At 49.6% G+C, this 17,474-nt stretch carries 12 protein-coding genes; 3 read left to right on the top strand and 9 right to left on the bottom strand.

Annotation, left to right across the window (positions count from 1 at the left end):
* Nucleotides 1–54 precede the first annotated feature (54 nt).
* Nucleotides 55–1,431: a class II fumarate hydratase gene (locus ACFODX_RS06725; RefSeq protein ID WP_378117368.1), complete on the top strand. Its 1,377-nt coding sequence runs from the start codon at nucleotides 55–57 to the stop codon at nucleotides 1,429–1,431.
* Between the two features lie 85 nt (nucleotides 1,432–1,516).
* Here the strand turns inward: ACFODX_RS06725 and ACFODX_RS06720 are convergent, their stop codons facing one another.
* From ACFODX_RS06720 to ACFODX_RS06710, 3 genes are all read right to left on the bottom strand, one after another.
* Nucleotides 1,517–5,032 carry a ThuA domain-containing protein gene (locus tag ACFODX_RS06720; protein WP_378117366.1) on the bottom strand — a complete coding sequence of 1,172 codons (3,516 nt, stop codon included), beginning with the start codon at nucleotides 5,030–5,032 and terminating at the stop codon, nucleotides 1,517–1,519.
* Between the two features lie 145 nt (nucleotides 5,033–5,177).
* Complete coding sequence (locus tag ACFODX_RS06715) at nucleotides 5,178–7,367, bottom strand: response regulator (protein WP_378117364.1); 2,190 nt, start codon at nucleotides 7,365–7,367, stop codon at nucleotides 5,178–5,180.
* Between the two features lie 67 nt (nucleotides 7,368–7,434).
* Nucleotides 7,435–7,632, bottom strand: a complete 198-nt coding sequence (locus tag ACFODX_RS06710; RefSeq protein ID WP_378117361.1) for a DUF2788 domain-containing protein — start codon at nucleotides 7,630–7,632, stop codon at nucleotides 7,435–7,437.
* Between the two features lie 288 nt (nucleotides 7,633–7,920).
* Here ACFODX_RS06710 and ACFODX_RS06705 point away from each other — a divergent pair, with 288 nt between their 5' ends.
* Nucleotides 7,921–8,508: a hypothetical protein gene (locus ACFODX_RS06705; protein WP_378117359.1), complete on the top strand. Its 588-nt coding sequence runs from the start codon at nucleotides 7,921–7,923 to the stop codon at nucleotides 8,506–8,508.
* Nucleotides 8,509–8,565: 57 nt separating this feature from the next.
* Nucleotides 8,566–8,973 carry a hypothetical protein gene (locus ACFODX_RS06700; protein ID WP_378117357.1) on the top strand — a complete coding sequence of 136 codons (408 nt, stop codon included), beginning with the start codon at nucleotides 8,566–8,568 and terminating at the stop codon, nucleotides 8,971–8,973.
* Here the strand turns inward: ACFODX_RS06700 and ACFODX_RS06695 are convergent.
* From ACFODX_RS06695 to ACFODX_RS06670, 6 genes are all read right to left on the bottom strand, one after another.
* Nucleotides 8,963–9,547: an RNA methyltransferase gene (locus ACFODX_RS06695; RefSeq protein ID WP_378117355.1), complete on the bottom strand. Its 585-nt coding sequence runs from the start codon at nucleotides 9,545–9,547 to the stop codon at nucleotides 8,963–8,965. The two genes, ACFODX_RS06700 and ACFODX_RS06695, sit on opposite strands and share 11 nt — an antisense overlap.
* Nucleotides 9,519–10,706 (bottom strand): carboxynorspermidine decarboxylase, encoded by a 1,188-nt coding sequence (gene nspC / locus ACFODX_RS06690; protein WP_378117353.1) that lies wholly within the window; start codon nucleotides 10,704–10,706, stop codon nucleotides 9,519–9,521. Before nspC ends, ACFODX_RS06695 begins: the two co-directional genes overlap by 29 nt.
* 5 nt (nucleotides 10,707–10,711) lie before the next feature.
* Nucleotides 10,712–11,911 carry a saccharopine dehydrogenase family protein gene (locus ACFODX_RS06685; protein ID WP_378117351.1) on the bottom strand — a complete coding sequence of 400 codons (1,200 nt, stop codon included), beginning with the start codon at nucleotides 11,909–11,911 and terminating at the stop codon, nucleotides 10,712–10,714.
* Between the two features lie 69 nt (nucleotides 11,912–11,980).
* Nucleotides 11,981–13,900, bottom strand: a complete 1,920-nt coding sequence (gene speA, locus ACFODX_RS06680; protein ID WP_378117349.1) for a biosynthetic arginine decarboxylase — start codon at nucleotides 13,898–13,900, stop codon at nucleotides 11,981–11,983.
* A gap of 180 nt (nucleotides 13,901–14,080) precedes the next feature.
* Nucleotides 14,081–15,610, bottom strand: coding sequence for a pectate lyase (locus ACFODX_RS06675; protein WP_378117346.1), 1,530 nt, complete (start codon nucleotides 15,608–15,610; stop codon nucleotides 14,081–14,083).
* 277 nt (nucleotides 15,611–15,887) lie between these two features.
* On the bottom strand, nucleotides 15,888–17,432 hold the full coding sequence (locus ACFODX_RS06670) for an FAD-binding domain-containing protein (RefSeq protein ID WP_378117344.1): 1,545 nt from the start codon (nucleotides 17,430–17,432) through the stop codon (nucleotides 15,888–15,890).
* Nucleotides 17,433–17,474: the final 42 nt, after the last annotated feature.

The following is a 17,474-nucleotide window of genomic DNA, read 5'->3' as shown; positions in this document are numbered from 1 at the left end:
ATCTCTTAGGGATCAGGATTCATTTATGTCAGGAATCAATTGCAGGAGGTTGGTATGAATGAGTTCCGCACCGAGCACGACAGTATGGGCGAGGTTCAAGTGCCCAAAACCGCGCTTTACGGCGCACAAACCCAGCGCGCGCTGGATAACTTTGCCATTAGCAGCCTCACCCTCCCCCCCCGTTTTATCCATGCGGTAGTACACATAAAAAAAGCAGCGGCGCTGGCCAACCAGCAACTGGGCCTGTTGGACGCTGACCTGGCCTGGGCGATTGCCGCCGCCTGCGACAGTATCCTCGCAGGGCATTACGTGGATCAGTTTCCGGTGGATGTCTTCCAGACCGGTTCCGGCACCAGCACTAACATGAATGTGAACGAGGTGATTGCCCATATCGCCAGTGATTTGGCGGGGCAAAAGGTGCACGCCAACGACCATGTGAACATGAGCCAAAGCAGTAACGATGTCATTCCCAGCGCCATCCATATCAGCGCTGCCCTCGCGCTCAAACAACAATTATTCCCCGCGCTGGAAGAGCTACACACCAGTTTGTTAGGTAAAGCCGAAGCGCTCAACGAGGTCATTAAAACCGGCCGCACCCATTTAATGGATGCCATGCCCATTACCTTTGGGCAGGAGCTGAGCGGCTGGGCCAGCCAAATTGAGGGCAATTATGTGCGCCTGCAAATGCTGCATCCCAGCCTATTGCGCCTCGCCCAAGGCGGTACGGCAGTGGGCACGGGCGTGAATGCCCACGCGGATTTTGCAGCCAGGGTGGCCGAACACCTGGCAGAAGCCACCGGCCTGTTGTTCACCCCCGGCGATAATTATTTTGCGCTGATGAGCGCGCAGGACACTGCCGTTGCCACCTCCGGGCAACTGAGAACGCTGGCGGTTAGCCTGATGAAAATCGCCAACGATTTGCGCTGGATGAATTCCGGCCCGCTGGCCGGCCTTGCGGAAATTAGTTTGAAACCATTGCAACCCGGCTCATCCATCATGCCCGGCAAGGTAAACCCGGTGATTCCGGAAGCAGTGTGTATGGTGTGCGCCCAGGTGATGGGCAACGATGCCAGCATTGCTATTGCCGGCCAGTCCGGTAATTTCCAATTGAATGTGATGCTGCCGCTGGTTGCCTACAACCTGCTGCAATCCATTGAGCTATTGAGTAATGCCTGCAATGAGTTGGCCGATAAAACCATCGCCACATTTATTGTGAACCACGCCAGCGTGGAAAAAGCGCTGGCACAAAACCCGATTTTGGTAACCGCGCTAAACCCGCTAATCGGTTATGAAAAAGCAGCGGCGATTGCCAAACAAGCTTATCGCGAAGAGCGCGCTATTATCGACGTCGCACAAGAGCAAACCGATTTAAGCCGTGGACAGTTGGAGGAGTTATTGAACCCGGAAAAGCTGACACGCGGCGGCATTTAATATTGACGCGCAAAACAATTCAGGCCAGCGCGTTATGGATAACATGACGCGCTGGCCTGAAACACCGCAACAATGAGACTAGCGTTTATTTTTCAAAACTGATGTCTTGCAGGGCAATCTCCGCCGAGGCTTTCTTCGCAAGTTTTACTTGCAAATACAGCTTGGTAAAACCGCTTGTCGGCACAAGGTTTATGCGGGTGCGCTCATAGGTTTTTAATTCACCTACTGGTGCTAACACACCCTGGGCAAGAACCTCGCCCTGGGCGTTATCGCGGCGCAATTCAAATTGCCAGTCAGTCGCTTCTTTAAAGAAAAACGCACCCAACTGTAGCGATTTAATTTGCGTTAAATCATAGCTTCCCAAAGTGAAACCAGACCAGTCGGTGCTGGTTGGCATTTGAATAGTTTTAACACCGCGGAAACTACCGCGCTTAACATCTTTAGTCGCTTGTGTCTCAACAAAAATACCATCGAAATCCACACGATGCGGGATAAGCGCAAAGGTGTTGCTAACGCTGATAGGTGCAACACCTTGCACTGATTTATCGGTGTAACTTGCACTTAACAGATAAGCTTCGCCCTGAGCCGCAAAGGGCTTGTTGTCGGTAAAGCGCGCTTTGGTTTGTTCGTGTCCATCCAAGGTCAATTGACCAGTCAAAGATAACGAGGCGGGTACTACTTTTTCCTTATTCAAGGACAACACATAAGTAGCCAGCACGTTTAAATCTGCCTCACCCAAACCGGAGAAGGCAGGCATATTCATATCGCCCCACACACCGCTGCCGCCGTTGCCGATTTTTTTCACCAAATAAGTCAAAGCATTCGGATCATTTTCATATTTCTTCGCCACATCGCGGAACGCCGGGCCAACGACTTTTTCATCCAACTTATGGCAAGTTAAACAATTATTGGCATCGAGCAAATTTTTTGCCTGATCATCAATACTCGCCAATTGATGCCCTTGGCCTTTACTTTCTTGCGGCGCGCGATAAGTAAATTGCACGTTGGGGTTATTGGCCGTGATGCTGGTGATGTCACCGTCTTCCAAATCTTTCACACGCAATTCATACGCAAATCGGGCAGTATCACCCCAGAAGAAAGATTTATTTTGTGCAGACAGCAATTCAATACTGGCCGGCTCATTGCCAATTTCCAATTCTTTGCTCACCACTGCCGCTGCACCGTGTACATCAGTAACGCGCAGGCTCAGGGTAAAACGCCCCGCCTCGGCAAAAGGTAAGGTGATATCGCGGGCATCGCCCAATTCTGTAGTGGCGCAATCACCCACTGCACAACGCAAGGTCCACTGGTAGCGAATGGCATCGCCATCCAGATCCACCGCTTCTGCGGCAGAGGCTTGAATGTTTGCCGGTAAACCCGCTTGGGTTTTATTCAGCGAGAAAGCCGCCACCGGTGGGCGATTACCTGCACCTACATATTCAATACGCGCCAAACGCGCATCGGGGTTGCCAGTAAACCAGGCATTGCCATACTCCAACACATAGAGCGTACCGTCCGGCGCAAAGCGTGCATCGATGGGCAATGAATAACTAATTTGCGGAGCAAAAGGTTCAATTTTTTGGATGCGCCCCTGAGCGTCAAAACTCACCGCTTTTACCCAGGCACGCATGAAATCCACAATAAATAATTTATTGTCGTAGTAGCCTGGGTAGCGATTGATGGATTCAGGGTAGTCGTTTGCGTAAAACACATCAGCGACCAAAGCGGTGCGGCCACCCACACCCAATTCAGGAAATTGCTCCGATGCACCATAGGGGTAAGCAATAAATGCCGGCTGCGCCGGTGGCAATTGTTTGGCACCGGTATTTAACGCCGACACATTCATGGGCGCATTAACGTCAACTGTTTCACCGGCTTTTTGATTGATGTAATCGTACATTTTGTAGGGGCGATTTTGCCCAATCACTAACGGCCAACCAAAATTTCCGGCCGCGGTCACACGGTTTACTTCATCGTAACCACGTGGGCCTTTTTCTTCTGAATCGACATTCGCATCGGGGCCAACATCGCCATAGAACAGCGTATTGGTTTTTTTATCGAAGGTAATGCTGTAAGGGTTGCGCGCGCCCATCACATAAATTTCCGGGCGACCCTGTGCCGCATCGCTAAATAAATTGCCTTCCGGAATAGTATAAGTACCATCGGCCTGTGGTTTGATGCGCAGCACTTTACCGCGCAGATCCTGGGTATTACCCGGCCCGCGCAGACCGTCATTGCGTTTCATATCCGGGCGGAAATCCAGCGGTGCGTAACCGTCCTGATCGTGAGGGTTAGTGTTATCGCCCGTGGAAAAAAATAACTCGCCGCTGTTGCCAAATTGCAAGTCACCACCGGTATGACAACAATTATTGTCTATGCCATAACGTAAAATTTCTTTTTCCGTGCTGGTATCCACTTGATTGTTGCGCCATTCAAAACGCGACAGTTTTTGAAAATAATTATTCTGTTCGTCCTTCACATTAAACGCGGCATACACCCAATTATTGCGTGCAAAATCCGGGTCAATCGCCACACCAATCAAACCCCATTCCTGAATTTTGTTGTATTCAACAGCGATAGTGCCGGCGGGATGAGCAGCACCGGTTTCGTAATCCACGCGGGTGAATTCACCGGGGCGCAGTGCAATCAGCGCATCGCCATTGGGGAAAAAATCAAATTTAACGGGTTCGTTTAACTCTTCGATAAGGGTCTTTTTAACAAAGCGGTTATTTTCCGGGCGCGCTTTCGCGTAATCCAATTGTGGCGCGCTGCCCTCCTGGTAGTTAAGCCCTACCGCGTAGCGAATGCCGCCCAACAAATGCGTTAAAAAATAATTATTGGAAAAGGTTTCAGCGGTATGGCCAAGGCCTGTGTAAAACGCGCGGCCGCCATCGTAATCGTGATACCAGGAAATGGGGTGATCGTGGCCATGTTCGCCGCCTTGGTAAGTGGATTCATCCACCTTGGCCAATACATTGATAAATTCATACATGTCGCGAAAATTGTACCACTCGTCCGCTAATTCAAACTGCTCTGGCAGCGCTTTGGTGGACGCATGATTTTTATCGCTGATAGTGATGCGTGCATTTTGCACATTGCTGGGTGTACTCGGGTGATTTTTAAAGACCGCACCCACCAGGTTGCGATACCAATGCCAATCCCCTTCCCATTCGGTGTCGGTTGCAGCGTGAATTCCCACGTAACCACCACCCGCCTGAATGTAGCGCTCCATCGCCAACTCTTGCTGTTCATTGAGCACATCGCTGGTGGTGTTTAAAAAAATCACCGCGTTGAATTTTGCCAACCCGGCATCGCTAAACAGGCTTGCATCTTCGCTCGCCACTAAAGTGAACTGGTTTTCTGCAGCGAGTTTTTTCAGCGCAGCGATGCCGGCGGGAATGGAATCATGGCGCCACCCCACGGTTTTGCTAAATACCAAGACATGGGCGCCCTTGAGGCTGGTCACTTCTGTAGCCACCGGCTGGTCAGGTTTCCCGGCCGACGTTGAGGGATCGCTACAGCCTTGTAGCAGCAAAAGTGCCGCCACACCCAAGGCTGGCAGGTATAAAAAGCGGTTTAAAAGGGAACATAAACGAGTCATAGCTATGCCTTGTTATCGAAAAGGGTTTTTATCGGGCGCCGGGTCGTGCAAATTCAATAGATACAAAAAAAGCCACTTATTGTAACAGTGACTTTTAGTCGATGTGACGGGGTTTACGCGGATAAACGCTTCTTAACTCGTGCGCCTAGCGCTGCTCCAACCAGCGCTGCAAACGCTCTTCCAAATCGTCGTAACGGATTGGTTTGGTAATGTGATCGTCCATTCCAGCCGCCAGATAAACCGCTTGCTCGGACTCGGTTTGGGTTGAGGTCACGGCAACAATCGGCAGGTGATGCAGGCTGTGGTTGCGCTGCTCATAGGCGCGGATTTTTTGTGTCGCGGTGAGGCTGTCCTGCTCTTTCATGTCGTAATCCATCAGGATTAAATCAAAACGCTCTTTGGCGACTATATCCACCGCCTCAAGACCGTTGTGCGCGACTTGTACATAACAGCCCAATTTTTTCAGCATGGCGCTAATCACCATTTGATCCACGCGGTGATCCTCCACCAACAACACTCTGGGCACCACAGCTAGACCAACCGGCTCAGTCACACCCGTTTTGCGCTCATCCTCACTCGCGAAGTTCAGAAGTTTTTGCACCGCTACATCGTGCAGGCGACGACGCATGATCGGTTTTTCAATCACACTCACCTGGGGGTTGGAGCGCAGGTGCAATTTCATTTCCGGGCTGTCGCTTTGCAAAATACTCATTGCAATAATTTGTTTAACATCTGCGACTTCCGGCTGTTGTGTAATTTCACGGGACAGCGCCAAACCATTCATGTTGTTGAGTTTGGTAAAAATCAGCACCAGATCATAAGGTGCGCCGGCTCTTGCCTGCTCCAGTAACTTGGCAATCGTCTGCTCCTGGCCCGAAACTATGTGGGTGCTCATGCCCCAGGCATTTAATTCGTCGGCCAACACATTGCCGTTGTGATCCGGCAAATCCACCAACAGTGCGCGTTTACCACGCAGTTTTTGCTCCGAACCAAAACGGCGGTCTTCGTGGGATACCACTTGCAATGCAACGTTGATAAAAATTCGGTTGCCGCGATTTTTATTTTCGCGCACATGCACACTGCCACCCATACACTCCGCCAAGCCCTTACATATGGACAGGCCGATACCGCGATAACTGCTCTCTCTGGAATCTGAATCCTGTTCGCTCTGAGTGCTTTTTTCGCTATCGCTGATTACCACTTGTAACTCACCCAAATCGTCCTGATCCTGATGGAAACGCGCTTCAATAAACACATCCTCGATGCGGCTGTCTTTCAGCGTATGGTTGAGCAGGGTCCCCAAAATTTGGCTCAGGCGCGCAGCATCACCGCGCACACGCAAGGGCATGGCAGGGTCAAAACTGTAATAAAGCTCTACCCCCTGCTGATGCGCGTCCAACGCAAAATCCTGTACAAATTTTTCCAGTACACGGCGCAGGTCAAATTCCACTTCATCCAACACCAGGGTTTTGGTGGTGATTTTGGAAAAGTCCACCACGTTATTTACCAGGTCGATTTGACGCCCGGTGGCTTTATTAGCCATGGCTAATAATTCGCGGTGATGCTCGGATAATTGGCTGTCGTCAATTAATGACAAGGTACTCAGCACATCGCTGATGGAAGAGCGAATCTCCTGCCCCAAGTTAACCAAAAATTCATTTTTCAATTCAATTTGAGCCTGGGAGCTGCGCTTTTCATTCTCCAAACCCTGCGCGCGCTCACGCAGCGAAAAGTGCGCTTCCAACCGCTCCCAATAAGCCTGGGAAGTAACCTTGCCCTGGTGCGCCAACATCACATAAAAGGTGAGCATAATGCAGCCGTAAAGCGCGCCGTCAGCAGTGCCCAACAAAATAGCGGTAATCGCCGCAGGCACCTGCCCTATAGCCAGATAAATACTGAGAAAGCGCGTATAGGGCGCAAACACGTTGGCGACACTGGAATAAAAAACAACGGAATAGAGCCACATCACCAGTGTTTCGCCGCGCATGCCTTGCACCCAGGTCAGGGTAACAAGAATAAAACTCCACCAGGCGGCACCCAGGCAGGAAGCAAAAAAGTACTGGTTGCGCCAACGCGCAGGCGCGCGGGCATAAAGGCTGTCAAAACGAAATAAATAATAACTGCGAACCAGCGTCACCAGCAGCAAACCTGTCACCAGCACTATGGCCAGGTTATGTTCTTTCTCCTGAAAATTGCCAAATGCCAAACACAGGACAAACACAATAAAGTTGAGGATCAATCCGCGGCGGCTGTATTTGGCAACCCGCGCATCGGTTTCACGCATAATCGCGCGGTCTTTCTGAACCTTGGTAGCGGGAACAAAAAAATGAAACATAATTTATCCAGTGTGATCAGCCAAAGGTGAACCGCGTGAAAAGAGCAATAGCGCCGTACAGCAAACGCTAGCCAAGTATGTGCACAAATATTTCTTTAATCACAAACACCATAATCGCAAAACCCAGCACACCAAAAAGGACAAAGGTGCCGAACTTGCCCGCGTTGGACTTTTTAGCCAAGTCCCACACAATAAAAAACATAAACACAATCAGGCCACCACCGCAGAGGTACATGCCCCAGGTTTCCAGTTGTTCAAGTGTCATAATCGTCTCATTAGGGTCAAATTTGCAGGCCGCCATTGTAGCGAAAAGACGACATCAAGTTTAGCGTTAATCATCGGTGCTGCGGCTTGGCCGAGCCTTCGAGCCTGCCGCTTTTACAAAGAACCAACGCCGCTGACTCTCGCTTGAAGCCTTGGGCTGTCACTCGCCTGAAACGTTGGAGAGACCAGCGACTTGCCCGAAAATAACCGCCAGCGCACAATAGCGCCCTTATTGCCAAGCGCTGCTTGGTAAACCGTTTCCGCCAACACCCTATTCTTCAGGTATTTTATGCGCATTTCCCGAGTTATCGCTGTGTTACTGATTAGCCTCAGCTTATCAGCCTGTGTTTCTTCATTGCTTATCGGCAATCAATTACAAAGCAAGCTGATGTGGTCGTTCCTCAAACCACTGGTAGGTTTTGACCCCAACGAAGTGAATTTTTTTGAAGCACCCATTATCAAAGATCGCATGACAGCCATACTGGGTGATAAATACGAACCCACCATGAAATTACTGCGCACCGCACAGGAGATACAACAGGAAGGCGCACTGTTTTATGTGGCATCACGTTATGCCCCTGCCCAAGTGCAAGCCGTGACCGATAAGGCAGGCCTGGTATGGAACTCCCAAACCAATCAAATGGCAGTGATGTTAATTAAAGATGGCAAACCGGAAATTTTTTCCGAGCAAATAGAAGGCGCCAAAGAAGCGATCACACCGGTGTTCCCGACTGAATTGCAAAATGCTTACAACAAAGCCCAGGAAGCCCAACAGTTGCTACAAGAACCCGGCAAAGCCATGGGCGAAGCATTGGATAAAAAAGTGGATGAAGCAGTGAATGAAAACCTGAATAAGGCTCTGCCTGCTGCAAATTAAATGAAAGCGCTTCGCTTGCACAAAGCGAAGCATTTAAGCGGAAATAAGGAAATATTTATGCACTACACTGTACGCTTATCAAAATTACTGATGCTCACAATGGTCACCGCTGTACTTGGCGCTTGCGTGGTGACACCCAAAAAAGTGGAGCAATTTGATTCCAGCTGCATGGTCACCAAGAAAAAAATCGAATTAAGCACAGAGCAGCTGGATCTGTTAGAAGGCGTTGATTGTATAACCCACTCCTGCAAAGCAGAGCTTACCAGTGTAGCGCTGATGTCAGCAGCAATAACAACTGCAAGCACTATAGTCTCTGGCTCCATTGCGCTGGTGGGCAACACACTCTACTGGGCGGAGGCGCAAGGCAAATGTCAAAACATTCAGCCGGAAGGCCAGCAACAAATACCCACTGAAATCGACGAAAATTATTTGATCACCGAAGAAATTATTAACGCTAAATCCTGATTTTATTATTCACATCGCGATTAGCGGCTACCGGCCGCTGATCTATCACCGCCCTACCCGATTTTGCCATGCGATCATACAACAGCACATTTACGGTTGCGGCGAGATTCATGCAGCCAATAGTAGGTATATAAACCACGTGCTGGCACTGATCGATAAGCTCTTTTTTGAGCGATCCGTCTTCCGGGCCAAAAATATAATAGGCATTTTGCGGGTGCACAAAATCCATTAGCGGTGTTGCGCCTTCAATCAATTCAATAGCCACTAACACCGCCGCTTCAGCGGCCGCGCCTTGGGCAACAGCATCCGTTAAATGTTCGAGATGAACTAACGGGATTTTACTCGCCGCATTTTTAGTGTCCGCGGAAAATTTGCGGGCGCGATCAAAACGCTCACCGGTATAAAAAACGCCGCTAGCTTCATAACAACCCGCACCACGCATAATCATGCCGACATTGGCGGGGCTTTTGGGATTGACCAAACCAATGAAGGCTTTTGTTTGAGGTGCGTCGATGGTTTGCATAGTTGCCGAAATATCCAGTTGATCAGGACAAGCGCTGTTTGAAATCGTCATAGCCAAATTCGCGCACCACTTGCAGTTCATTGGTGCGCGAATCCCACAGTGCTATGGCAGGTAAATTAATGCCATTGAAGGTGGTAGTTTTCACCATGGTGTAATGCGCCATGTCATCAAACATCAAGCGCTGGCCAATCTGCAAGGGCTGGGCAAAAGAGTAATCGCCAATCACATCGCCTGCTAAACAGGTCATACCACCCAAGCGGTAAGTGTGCGCAAATTCGTTGGGCATGCCGGCACCCAAAATATCCGCGCGGTAAGGCATTTCCAACACGTCGGGCATATGGCAGGTTGCGGAGGTATCCAATATCGCTTGGGCCATGGTATTCCAGGTGATATCGAGAACTTCGGCAACCAGCACACCACTGCGAATCGCCACCGCTTCGCCGGGCTCAAGATAAACCTGTAATTGATGACGTGACATAAAAGATCGAATCAGCGCAATTAATTCATCAACCTGATAATCCTCACGGCTAATGTGATGCCCGCCGCCGAAATTAATCCATGTTAATTGCGGAAAATACTGGCCAAACTTTTCCTCTACCGCTGCAAGTGTGCGCGCAAGTGGTGGTAAATCCTGCTGGCACAGCGTGTGAAAATGTAAACCGCTAATTCCTTCTAACAGCAATGGATCTTCACGCAGTGCCTGCTCAAATTGCGCAATAGGAACACCCATGCGTGAACAGGGCGCACAGGGGTCGTAAAGCGCTACTTCACCTTCGGAATGCTCGGGATTAATACGAATACCAAACTGCAATTCGGGGCGCTCTTGCTGCGCGCGCAAAGCAACGGATTTAAACCGCGCCCACTGCGAAAACGAATTGAACAAAACATGGTCGGCAACTTTTAAAATTTCTATTAAATCGGCCTCTTTATAGGCGGCCGAATAACAATGCACCTCACCGCCGTATGCTTCACGCCCCAAGCGCGCTTCGTGCAAGCCACTCGCGCAGGTTCCACTTAAATAGTCGCGATACAAAGGCGCCAATTCCCAACAGGAAAACGCCTTGAGTGCCGCCAGTACCTTGGCCCCACTTTCACGCTGTACGCGATGGAGAATTTTTAAATTGTCCTCCACTGCCGCCTTATCGATAACAAAACAAGGCGATGGGACGCGGGCTGGATTAAAGTGGGTAAAGTATTCGCGCTTTTGCATGTGTATTAACCGTTAATCGCACTTGGATCGACTTCCACTACTTGCCAAGGCAAACCGTATTTATTCAGGTCTTCCATAAACGGATCAGGATCATATTGCTCCATATTCCATACACCCGGTTTTTTCCACTTACCTTCCAGAATCATTTTTGCGCCGATCATGGCAGGCACACCGGTGGTGTAGGAAATCGCCTGGGATTTCACCTCGCGATAGCACTCCTGATGATCGCAAACGTTGTACACAAACATAGCGACAGGTTTGCCATCTTTTACGCCTTGGGCAAAACAACCAATGCAGGTTTTACCTTTGGTGAGCGGGCCAAGGCTGGCAGGGTCTGGCAGCAGTGCTTTCAAAAATTGCAGCGGCACTATTTCGCGGCCTTCAAACATGACTGGTTCAATACCGGTCATACCCACGTTGCCCAGTACTTCCAAATGTTTGAGATAGTTGTCTGAAAAAGTCATCCAGAAACGTGCGCGTTTTATTTCCGGGAAATGTTTTACCAGTGACTCCAGTTCTTCGTGGTACATCATGTAGATTTTTTTGGGGCCGATTTCCGCCGGGAAATCAAACACCTGGTTTACCGACAAAGGTGGAGTTTCCACCCACTGGCCATTTTCCCAATAGCGACCATTAGCGGTCACTTCGCGGATATTAATTTCCGGATTAAAGTTGGTCGCAAATGGCAGACCGTGATCACCCGCATTGCAATCGATAATATCCAGATAGTGGATTTCATCAAAATAATGTTTCTTCAAATAAGCGGTGTATACGTTGGTCACGCCCGGGTCAAAACCTGAGCCAAGCAGTGCGGTCAGGCCAGCATTTTTAAATTTATCCTGATAGGCCCACTGCCAGGAATATTCAAATTTGGCGGTGTCCAGCGGCTCGTAGTTAGCGGTATCCAAATAGTCCACACCGGTTTCCAGGCAGGCATCCATAATGGTGAGATCCTGGTATGGCAAGGCCACGTTAATCACCAGATCCGGCTTTTCAGCATTAATCAGCGCAACCAATTCTGGCACATTATCAGCATCCACCTGCGCGGTTTTGATCGGGCGATTTAATTGTGCCGCGATGGCTTTGCATTTGGCTTCAGTACGGCTAGCCAACACAATCTCGGAAAATACTTCCGGTAATTGGGCACATTTATGCACCACTACACCGCTTACCCCGCCTGCACCAATGATTAATACTTTTGCCATTTGAGGCCTCCCGTAAAATAAAAAATGACATAACCGCCGCGCACGGCAGACATGAGGAGTCGTAAAAAATTATTTCTCGAAATAGGTATAACCGCGCAAGCTTTCACTGTAGGCCGCCAACATTTGCTGACGATCTGCGATGCTGATGACGCCATCGCGCACCGCCTGTTCAGCAGTTTTGCGAAATTGTTCGTAAAGTGAATTGGGCTTGTATTCCACATAACTCAGTACGTCAGCAATACTATCGCCGTGTAATTCATGCACAAAATCAATACTCTTATCGGCATTAATGCGCACACTGGCCACGTTGGTATCACCAAACAAATTATGTAAATCACCCAGGGTTTCCTGATAGGCACCTACCAAAAAAACACCCAGATAATATTCCTCACCGGAATTTATTGCATGCAGGGGTAAGGTGGAAGACTCACCCTCAGACGTTGCAAACTTTTGCAGTTTGCCATCGCAGTCGCAGGTGAGGTCAGCAATAATTGCCTGACGGGTGGGTTCTTCATTCAAGCGATGAATCGGCATGACTGGAAATATTTGTCCAATCGCCCAGGAGTCTGGCAGCGATTGAAATACACTGAAATTGCCGTAATAAATATCGGCTAGCAGCTGCGGCAAACTTTCCAATTCGGCAGGGATACGTTTCATCTGCGGCAGTAGAGCTGCAATTTTTTGCAGTGCCGCGAGGTAAATATTTTCGCCCAGCACGCGGTGACGCAAACTGATATCGCCTGAGTGAAATAAATCGCGAATTTTATCGCGATAGTAGATCACGTCGTTGTAGGACTCTTGCAAGTTGGCAACGCGAATAACAGATAGCGTGTGCCAAAGGTTGGCAATCATTTCATGGCAACCCACCGGGAGCGACTCGGGCATAGCGGTAGGTTCAAAATGGGTCACATCCAAAATATTAAATAAAAGCACCGAGGTGTGGGCAACAGTTGCACGACCCGACTCAGTGACGATAGTTGGATGCGGGATCTGGTGCTGATCCAAACTTTCCTGAATGGCCTCCACCACATCGATGCAATATTCCTGCACGGAATAATTGCGGCTGTGTCCATTGGTGCTGCAGGTGCCGTCGTAATCAATCGCGAGGCCGCCGCCCAAATCCAAATAGCCAAGCGGCGCACCCTCGCCCACTAATTCGATGTAGTAGCGACAGGCTTCCAATACACCCGCGCGTATACTGCGGATATTGGGAATTTGTGAACCCAAATGGAAATGCAATAACTGGAAGCAATGCAACAGATTGGCATCGCGCAGTGTGTCGATCACACTCACTAATTCGTTGGTGTTCAAACCAAACAAGCTGCGATCACCGCTGTCCTCGCTCCAGTGACCTTCAACTTTGGTAGAAAGTTTTAAACGCACACCGATTAAGGGTTCAACGTCTAAGGCGCGGCTGCATTCAATCACTGACTGCAATTCGCTCAGGGTTTCCAATACAAAAAAACATTTAAAGCCGAGTTTGCGCGCTTGCAGGCCGAGTGAAATAAATTCCGCGTCCTTGTAGCCGTTGCAAATAATCAGGCTATCGCGATTGGTCAGGGTCGCCAGAGCGATCATGAGTTCAGCTTTACTGCCCGCTTCCAAACCGTGGTTGTAACGCTCGCCAAAGCGCGCAATTTCAGCAATCACATGGCTCTGTTGGTTGACCTTAATGGGAAAGGCGCCGCGATATTGGCCTTGATAGCCACTCGTTTCTATCGCTTGGGCAAAGGAATCGTTGAGGATGCTGATACGGGAATCGAGGATATTCTCCACTCGCAGCAGCACCGGCATTTGTAAACCGCGCTGTTGCAAGCCGTCCACAATTTCCATCAGCGATACACTGGCTTCACCCTCACTGGTAGGTGCACGTACCACCACCTCACCCTGGGGCGACACACCAAAATAACCGTTGCTCCACTCATCTATACCGTAAAGTTCAGCGGAGTTACGCGAGGACCAGACTGCTGCTTGCTCAGAAGTATTCAATAGAATTCAACCCTGTTACTGAACGGGCATGCCCGCCGGATGGAAATAATCTCTTCTCGAGTGCAGGATCAAAGCGACAGGCGCCATAAAACTGCGAAATGGCGCGCAATTGTCCACATTTTTTGTGAAAAATAAAGCGATCCGCCCAAATTGGGCGGATTCGATCTGGTGATCTGGGGATTATTGCGATGCTTGCTGCTGCAAATACTGGATTAACACACCCATGTTTTTGACGAACGCAGCCGTTGAAATACCCATCACTGGATTATCAACCGGATAAGGAGAGGTATCCCACTCATCACCTACCATGGTTGCGGCAAAAGTTTCTGTTGATTGCGCTGGCTTCTTCTCGCCGGGAACCGGGCCACGGTAAGGATTTGTGGTGTAATAAAGCGGCGTTGGCCAATACCCTTGCGGGTTTAAACTATTGATCAAGACATCAGCCTGCACGCCAACATCAGCCGCTTTTTCAGGCTTCTGCGCGCGAAAATTCAGGTCAGATACACTTACCTTGCCCAGAGTAAAAAATGCAGGTAGACGGATTTCGCCCATAGCGTATAAGGGCGACCCAACCACGGCTTGCTCGGGGCTTAAGGTGAGCGCTTGCTCATAGGCGCGACGCAAATTTGGGATATCTACCCGCGTGGCTGATTTGTAGTGCGCCAGCATATGTTTGGCTTGGTAATCAACGTAATACTCACCATTACCAATGTTCGAACCGCGCCTATGGGTAAATAAGGCGCGGTTGGTGCCCAGCTCAATAAATGATGGGTGGCTGCGCCCCTCGTACTCAGGCTTATTCGGCAGCGCCAAACTTTCCAGCCAGTCGATAGCCTCGGGAATACGCGCCAGAAATTTGGTTTCACCGGTCATGCGGTAAAACTGGATTAGCATGCGAATATTGTCCGCAGTTGTAGGTACATGCAGGGATTTAGGCTCATAGGAACGGGCGCCAGCCGGCTGTAGCTCGGGGGTATATTGCAGCGCCCAGCCTGGTTGGGGCGCTCCCATCTGGGTAACGATAAACGCATTCATCGCCCGAATAACCGGCTCACGTACCCGCGCATCACCCAATACTTGATAACACATCAGCAGGAAATCGATATTTTCTGCTGCCACATCATCATTGAAGGTAATAAAACTGGTGTAGTCCGGCTGGTTTTTGCCGGGGTGGTCATACATTAGCGGAAAACGCTGTGGCCATCCACCGATGGGATACTGGCTTTTAAGGACGAAATCTATGGCCTTATCCAGTGGCGAGCGGTACTTGGGGTCGAGTTTTGCTGTGTACAACCGCAATAAAAATTTCGCAGCCTCTGCCGTACCGGCATCATCAAAGGTAGCGTTGCCGTAATAGTGCTGGAATTCTTCAAGGCGCCAGGCATGTTTACCAATGGTCGCGTACCACTCTTTAAGCGCCGCTTCGCCCGCAAAATCAGCCAGATAATTCCAACCACCACTGGGATGCTGTGCATAAATAATCGCACCGGCAACACGCTCTGCGGCGGAGTAATAGTATTCGTCGCCTGTCGCGTTATAGGCATCAAGCAATAAATGGCCGACAGTGGCGGTGCCGGGAGGCTGCATCCAGATCATTGAACGGCGCGCCTCTAATTCACCCCACTGGCGTGAAAAGTCGGGCAAATAAGACCACACAAACGCACCGCGATAACTGACTTTATCCAGCATGAATTGGCTAGCCAGTTTCATGGTGGCCTTTACCTCGGTCGCACTGGGCGCGGCGGCGAGGGATGCACTCCACAAAAGGCATGAACACGAAAGGACAAACGCCAGGCTACGCCCGGGAATGAGGTTGATTAGTCGCATAACGTCTCTCTAATTGTTATTGATACGCGACCGAACTATTTTTGCCGATACTTCAAAGCATTTTTATGATGTTAGAGCATAGCGCGGCTAAGGCTCGCTAGCCATCATAAGCCAACAAGAACGATCTAATGGTCAATTTAACATTAAATTGCACCGGCATTTAATCAAACATATCAACCTGACTGCCACAAACCAGCTCAGCGGCAGGAATAGCTTTTGTTTTTTTGGGTTTCAGGCGAGAGCCGTGTTTTACCAGCACACGCTGCGCAGCTTCCCTGCCCTCGTCACTTTTACGGATGTGGCTGATGCGGTCTTTCATGATCCGGATATTCTGCTCAGCATCAACAATCGCCGGAACATAACCGGGCAGTGGCATAGTTTCGTGACAGGCTATTTGCTCTGCAGTGTAAGGACGCAGCTCTGGAACCCAACGTTTAATAAATTGGCATTCGGGGTCCTGATCTATTAATTGCTTGAGTGGGCTGTAGACACGAATGGTGTTGATCCCAACAATCGCCGCTTGCATCTGCACTTGTGAAAAATGAATGCCTGGCTCGTAATCGGTAAACACGCGTGCAAGCGGATACTGCAGGTCGCGCCAATGGATGTGCAAACCAAAGCAGGCGAAGTTCAATACCATTGCGCGCATCCGAAAATTCAAAAAACCGGTGGCCTGCAAACAGCGCATACAGGCATCGATTAATGGAAAGCCAGTTTTGCCGTTAATCCAGGCGCTCAATCTGTTTGTATCTTGCGTGTATTGCAGCACCTCATAGGCAGGGTTCAGTGCACGAAATTCCATATAACTTGCCGACTCCAATCGCTGCACAAAATGATCGCGCCAAAACAAACGCGAACTAAAACTTTCCAAACTTTTCTGCCAGCGCTGTGCAAGCCTGCTCTCATTGCCTGCATCAAGCTGCGCCTCTAACTCCGAAAGACGTTGATGCAAGCGCGAAAAAATACGCCGTAAACTGATGGTGCCCCAGGCAATATGGGGCGATAACCGTGAGCCGAAAAAAAAGGCTTTATTGGGCGAGGAAATACCACCGCGATAATTCAACGAGCGCTCGCGTAGAAAACTATCCAGCGTGCGCTGTGCTCGTCGCTCACTAACTACTTGCACACTGGGCCACGAAATACGCTCATCTAATAACTGGGGTGCAAGTTCATGTAATGGGGGAATATTAAAAAGATCCAGATACTGAAGATTTGGCTGGGAAATGCGACTCGGCGCATCAAGTGGCTCTGAATCAAATAAACGCTCAGCAATAATTTTATTGCGCTTGTCGCGCGAAGCTAAACGACGGATAACACCTGACTGCGGCAGTTCTTGCCAAAGTACATTTTCACTTTTACACCAAGCTGCCACAGCAATATCGCGCTGATAAGTGACGCCCGCACCTGTTTCTTCATGGGAGTAGATACAAGAAAAATCCAACTGCTGTTTAAGCTGCGCAAAACCCTCTGGCAAGTCGGCTTTTACAATCAACAATTCCGCACCTATAGCGCGCAGCGAGAATTGCAAATCAGCCAAGGCAGTCAGTTGGGCTTGCAAATGAAATGCAGAGGCATCTTGAGCCAGGTAAACCGCAGGCTCCAGAAAAAAAACCGGAACAACCTCGCGACCTTGCTGCATAGCGGTATGCAATGCAGCATTATCATCCAAGCGAAAATCCCGTTTTATCCACCAAAGCGCCACCATCGGAAATACCAATTACTAAAGATGTGGCTGCTACGTAAAAAA

The sequence above is a fragment of the Cellvibrio fontiphilus genome (assembly GCF_042646205.1).
In the GTDB taxonomy this organism is placed as follows: Bacteria; Pseudomonadota; Gammaproteobacteria; order Pseudomonadales; family Cellvibrionaceae; genus Cellvibrio; species Cellvibrio fontiphilus_A.
The sequence above is the reverse complement of the archived record's forward strand: the minus strand, read 5'-3'. Positions and strand labels throughout refer to the sequence as shown.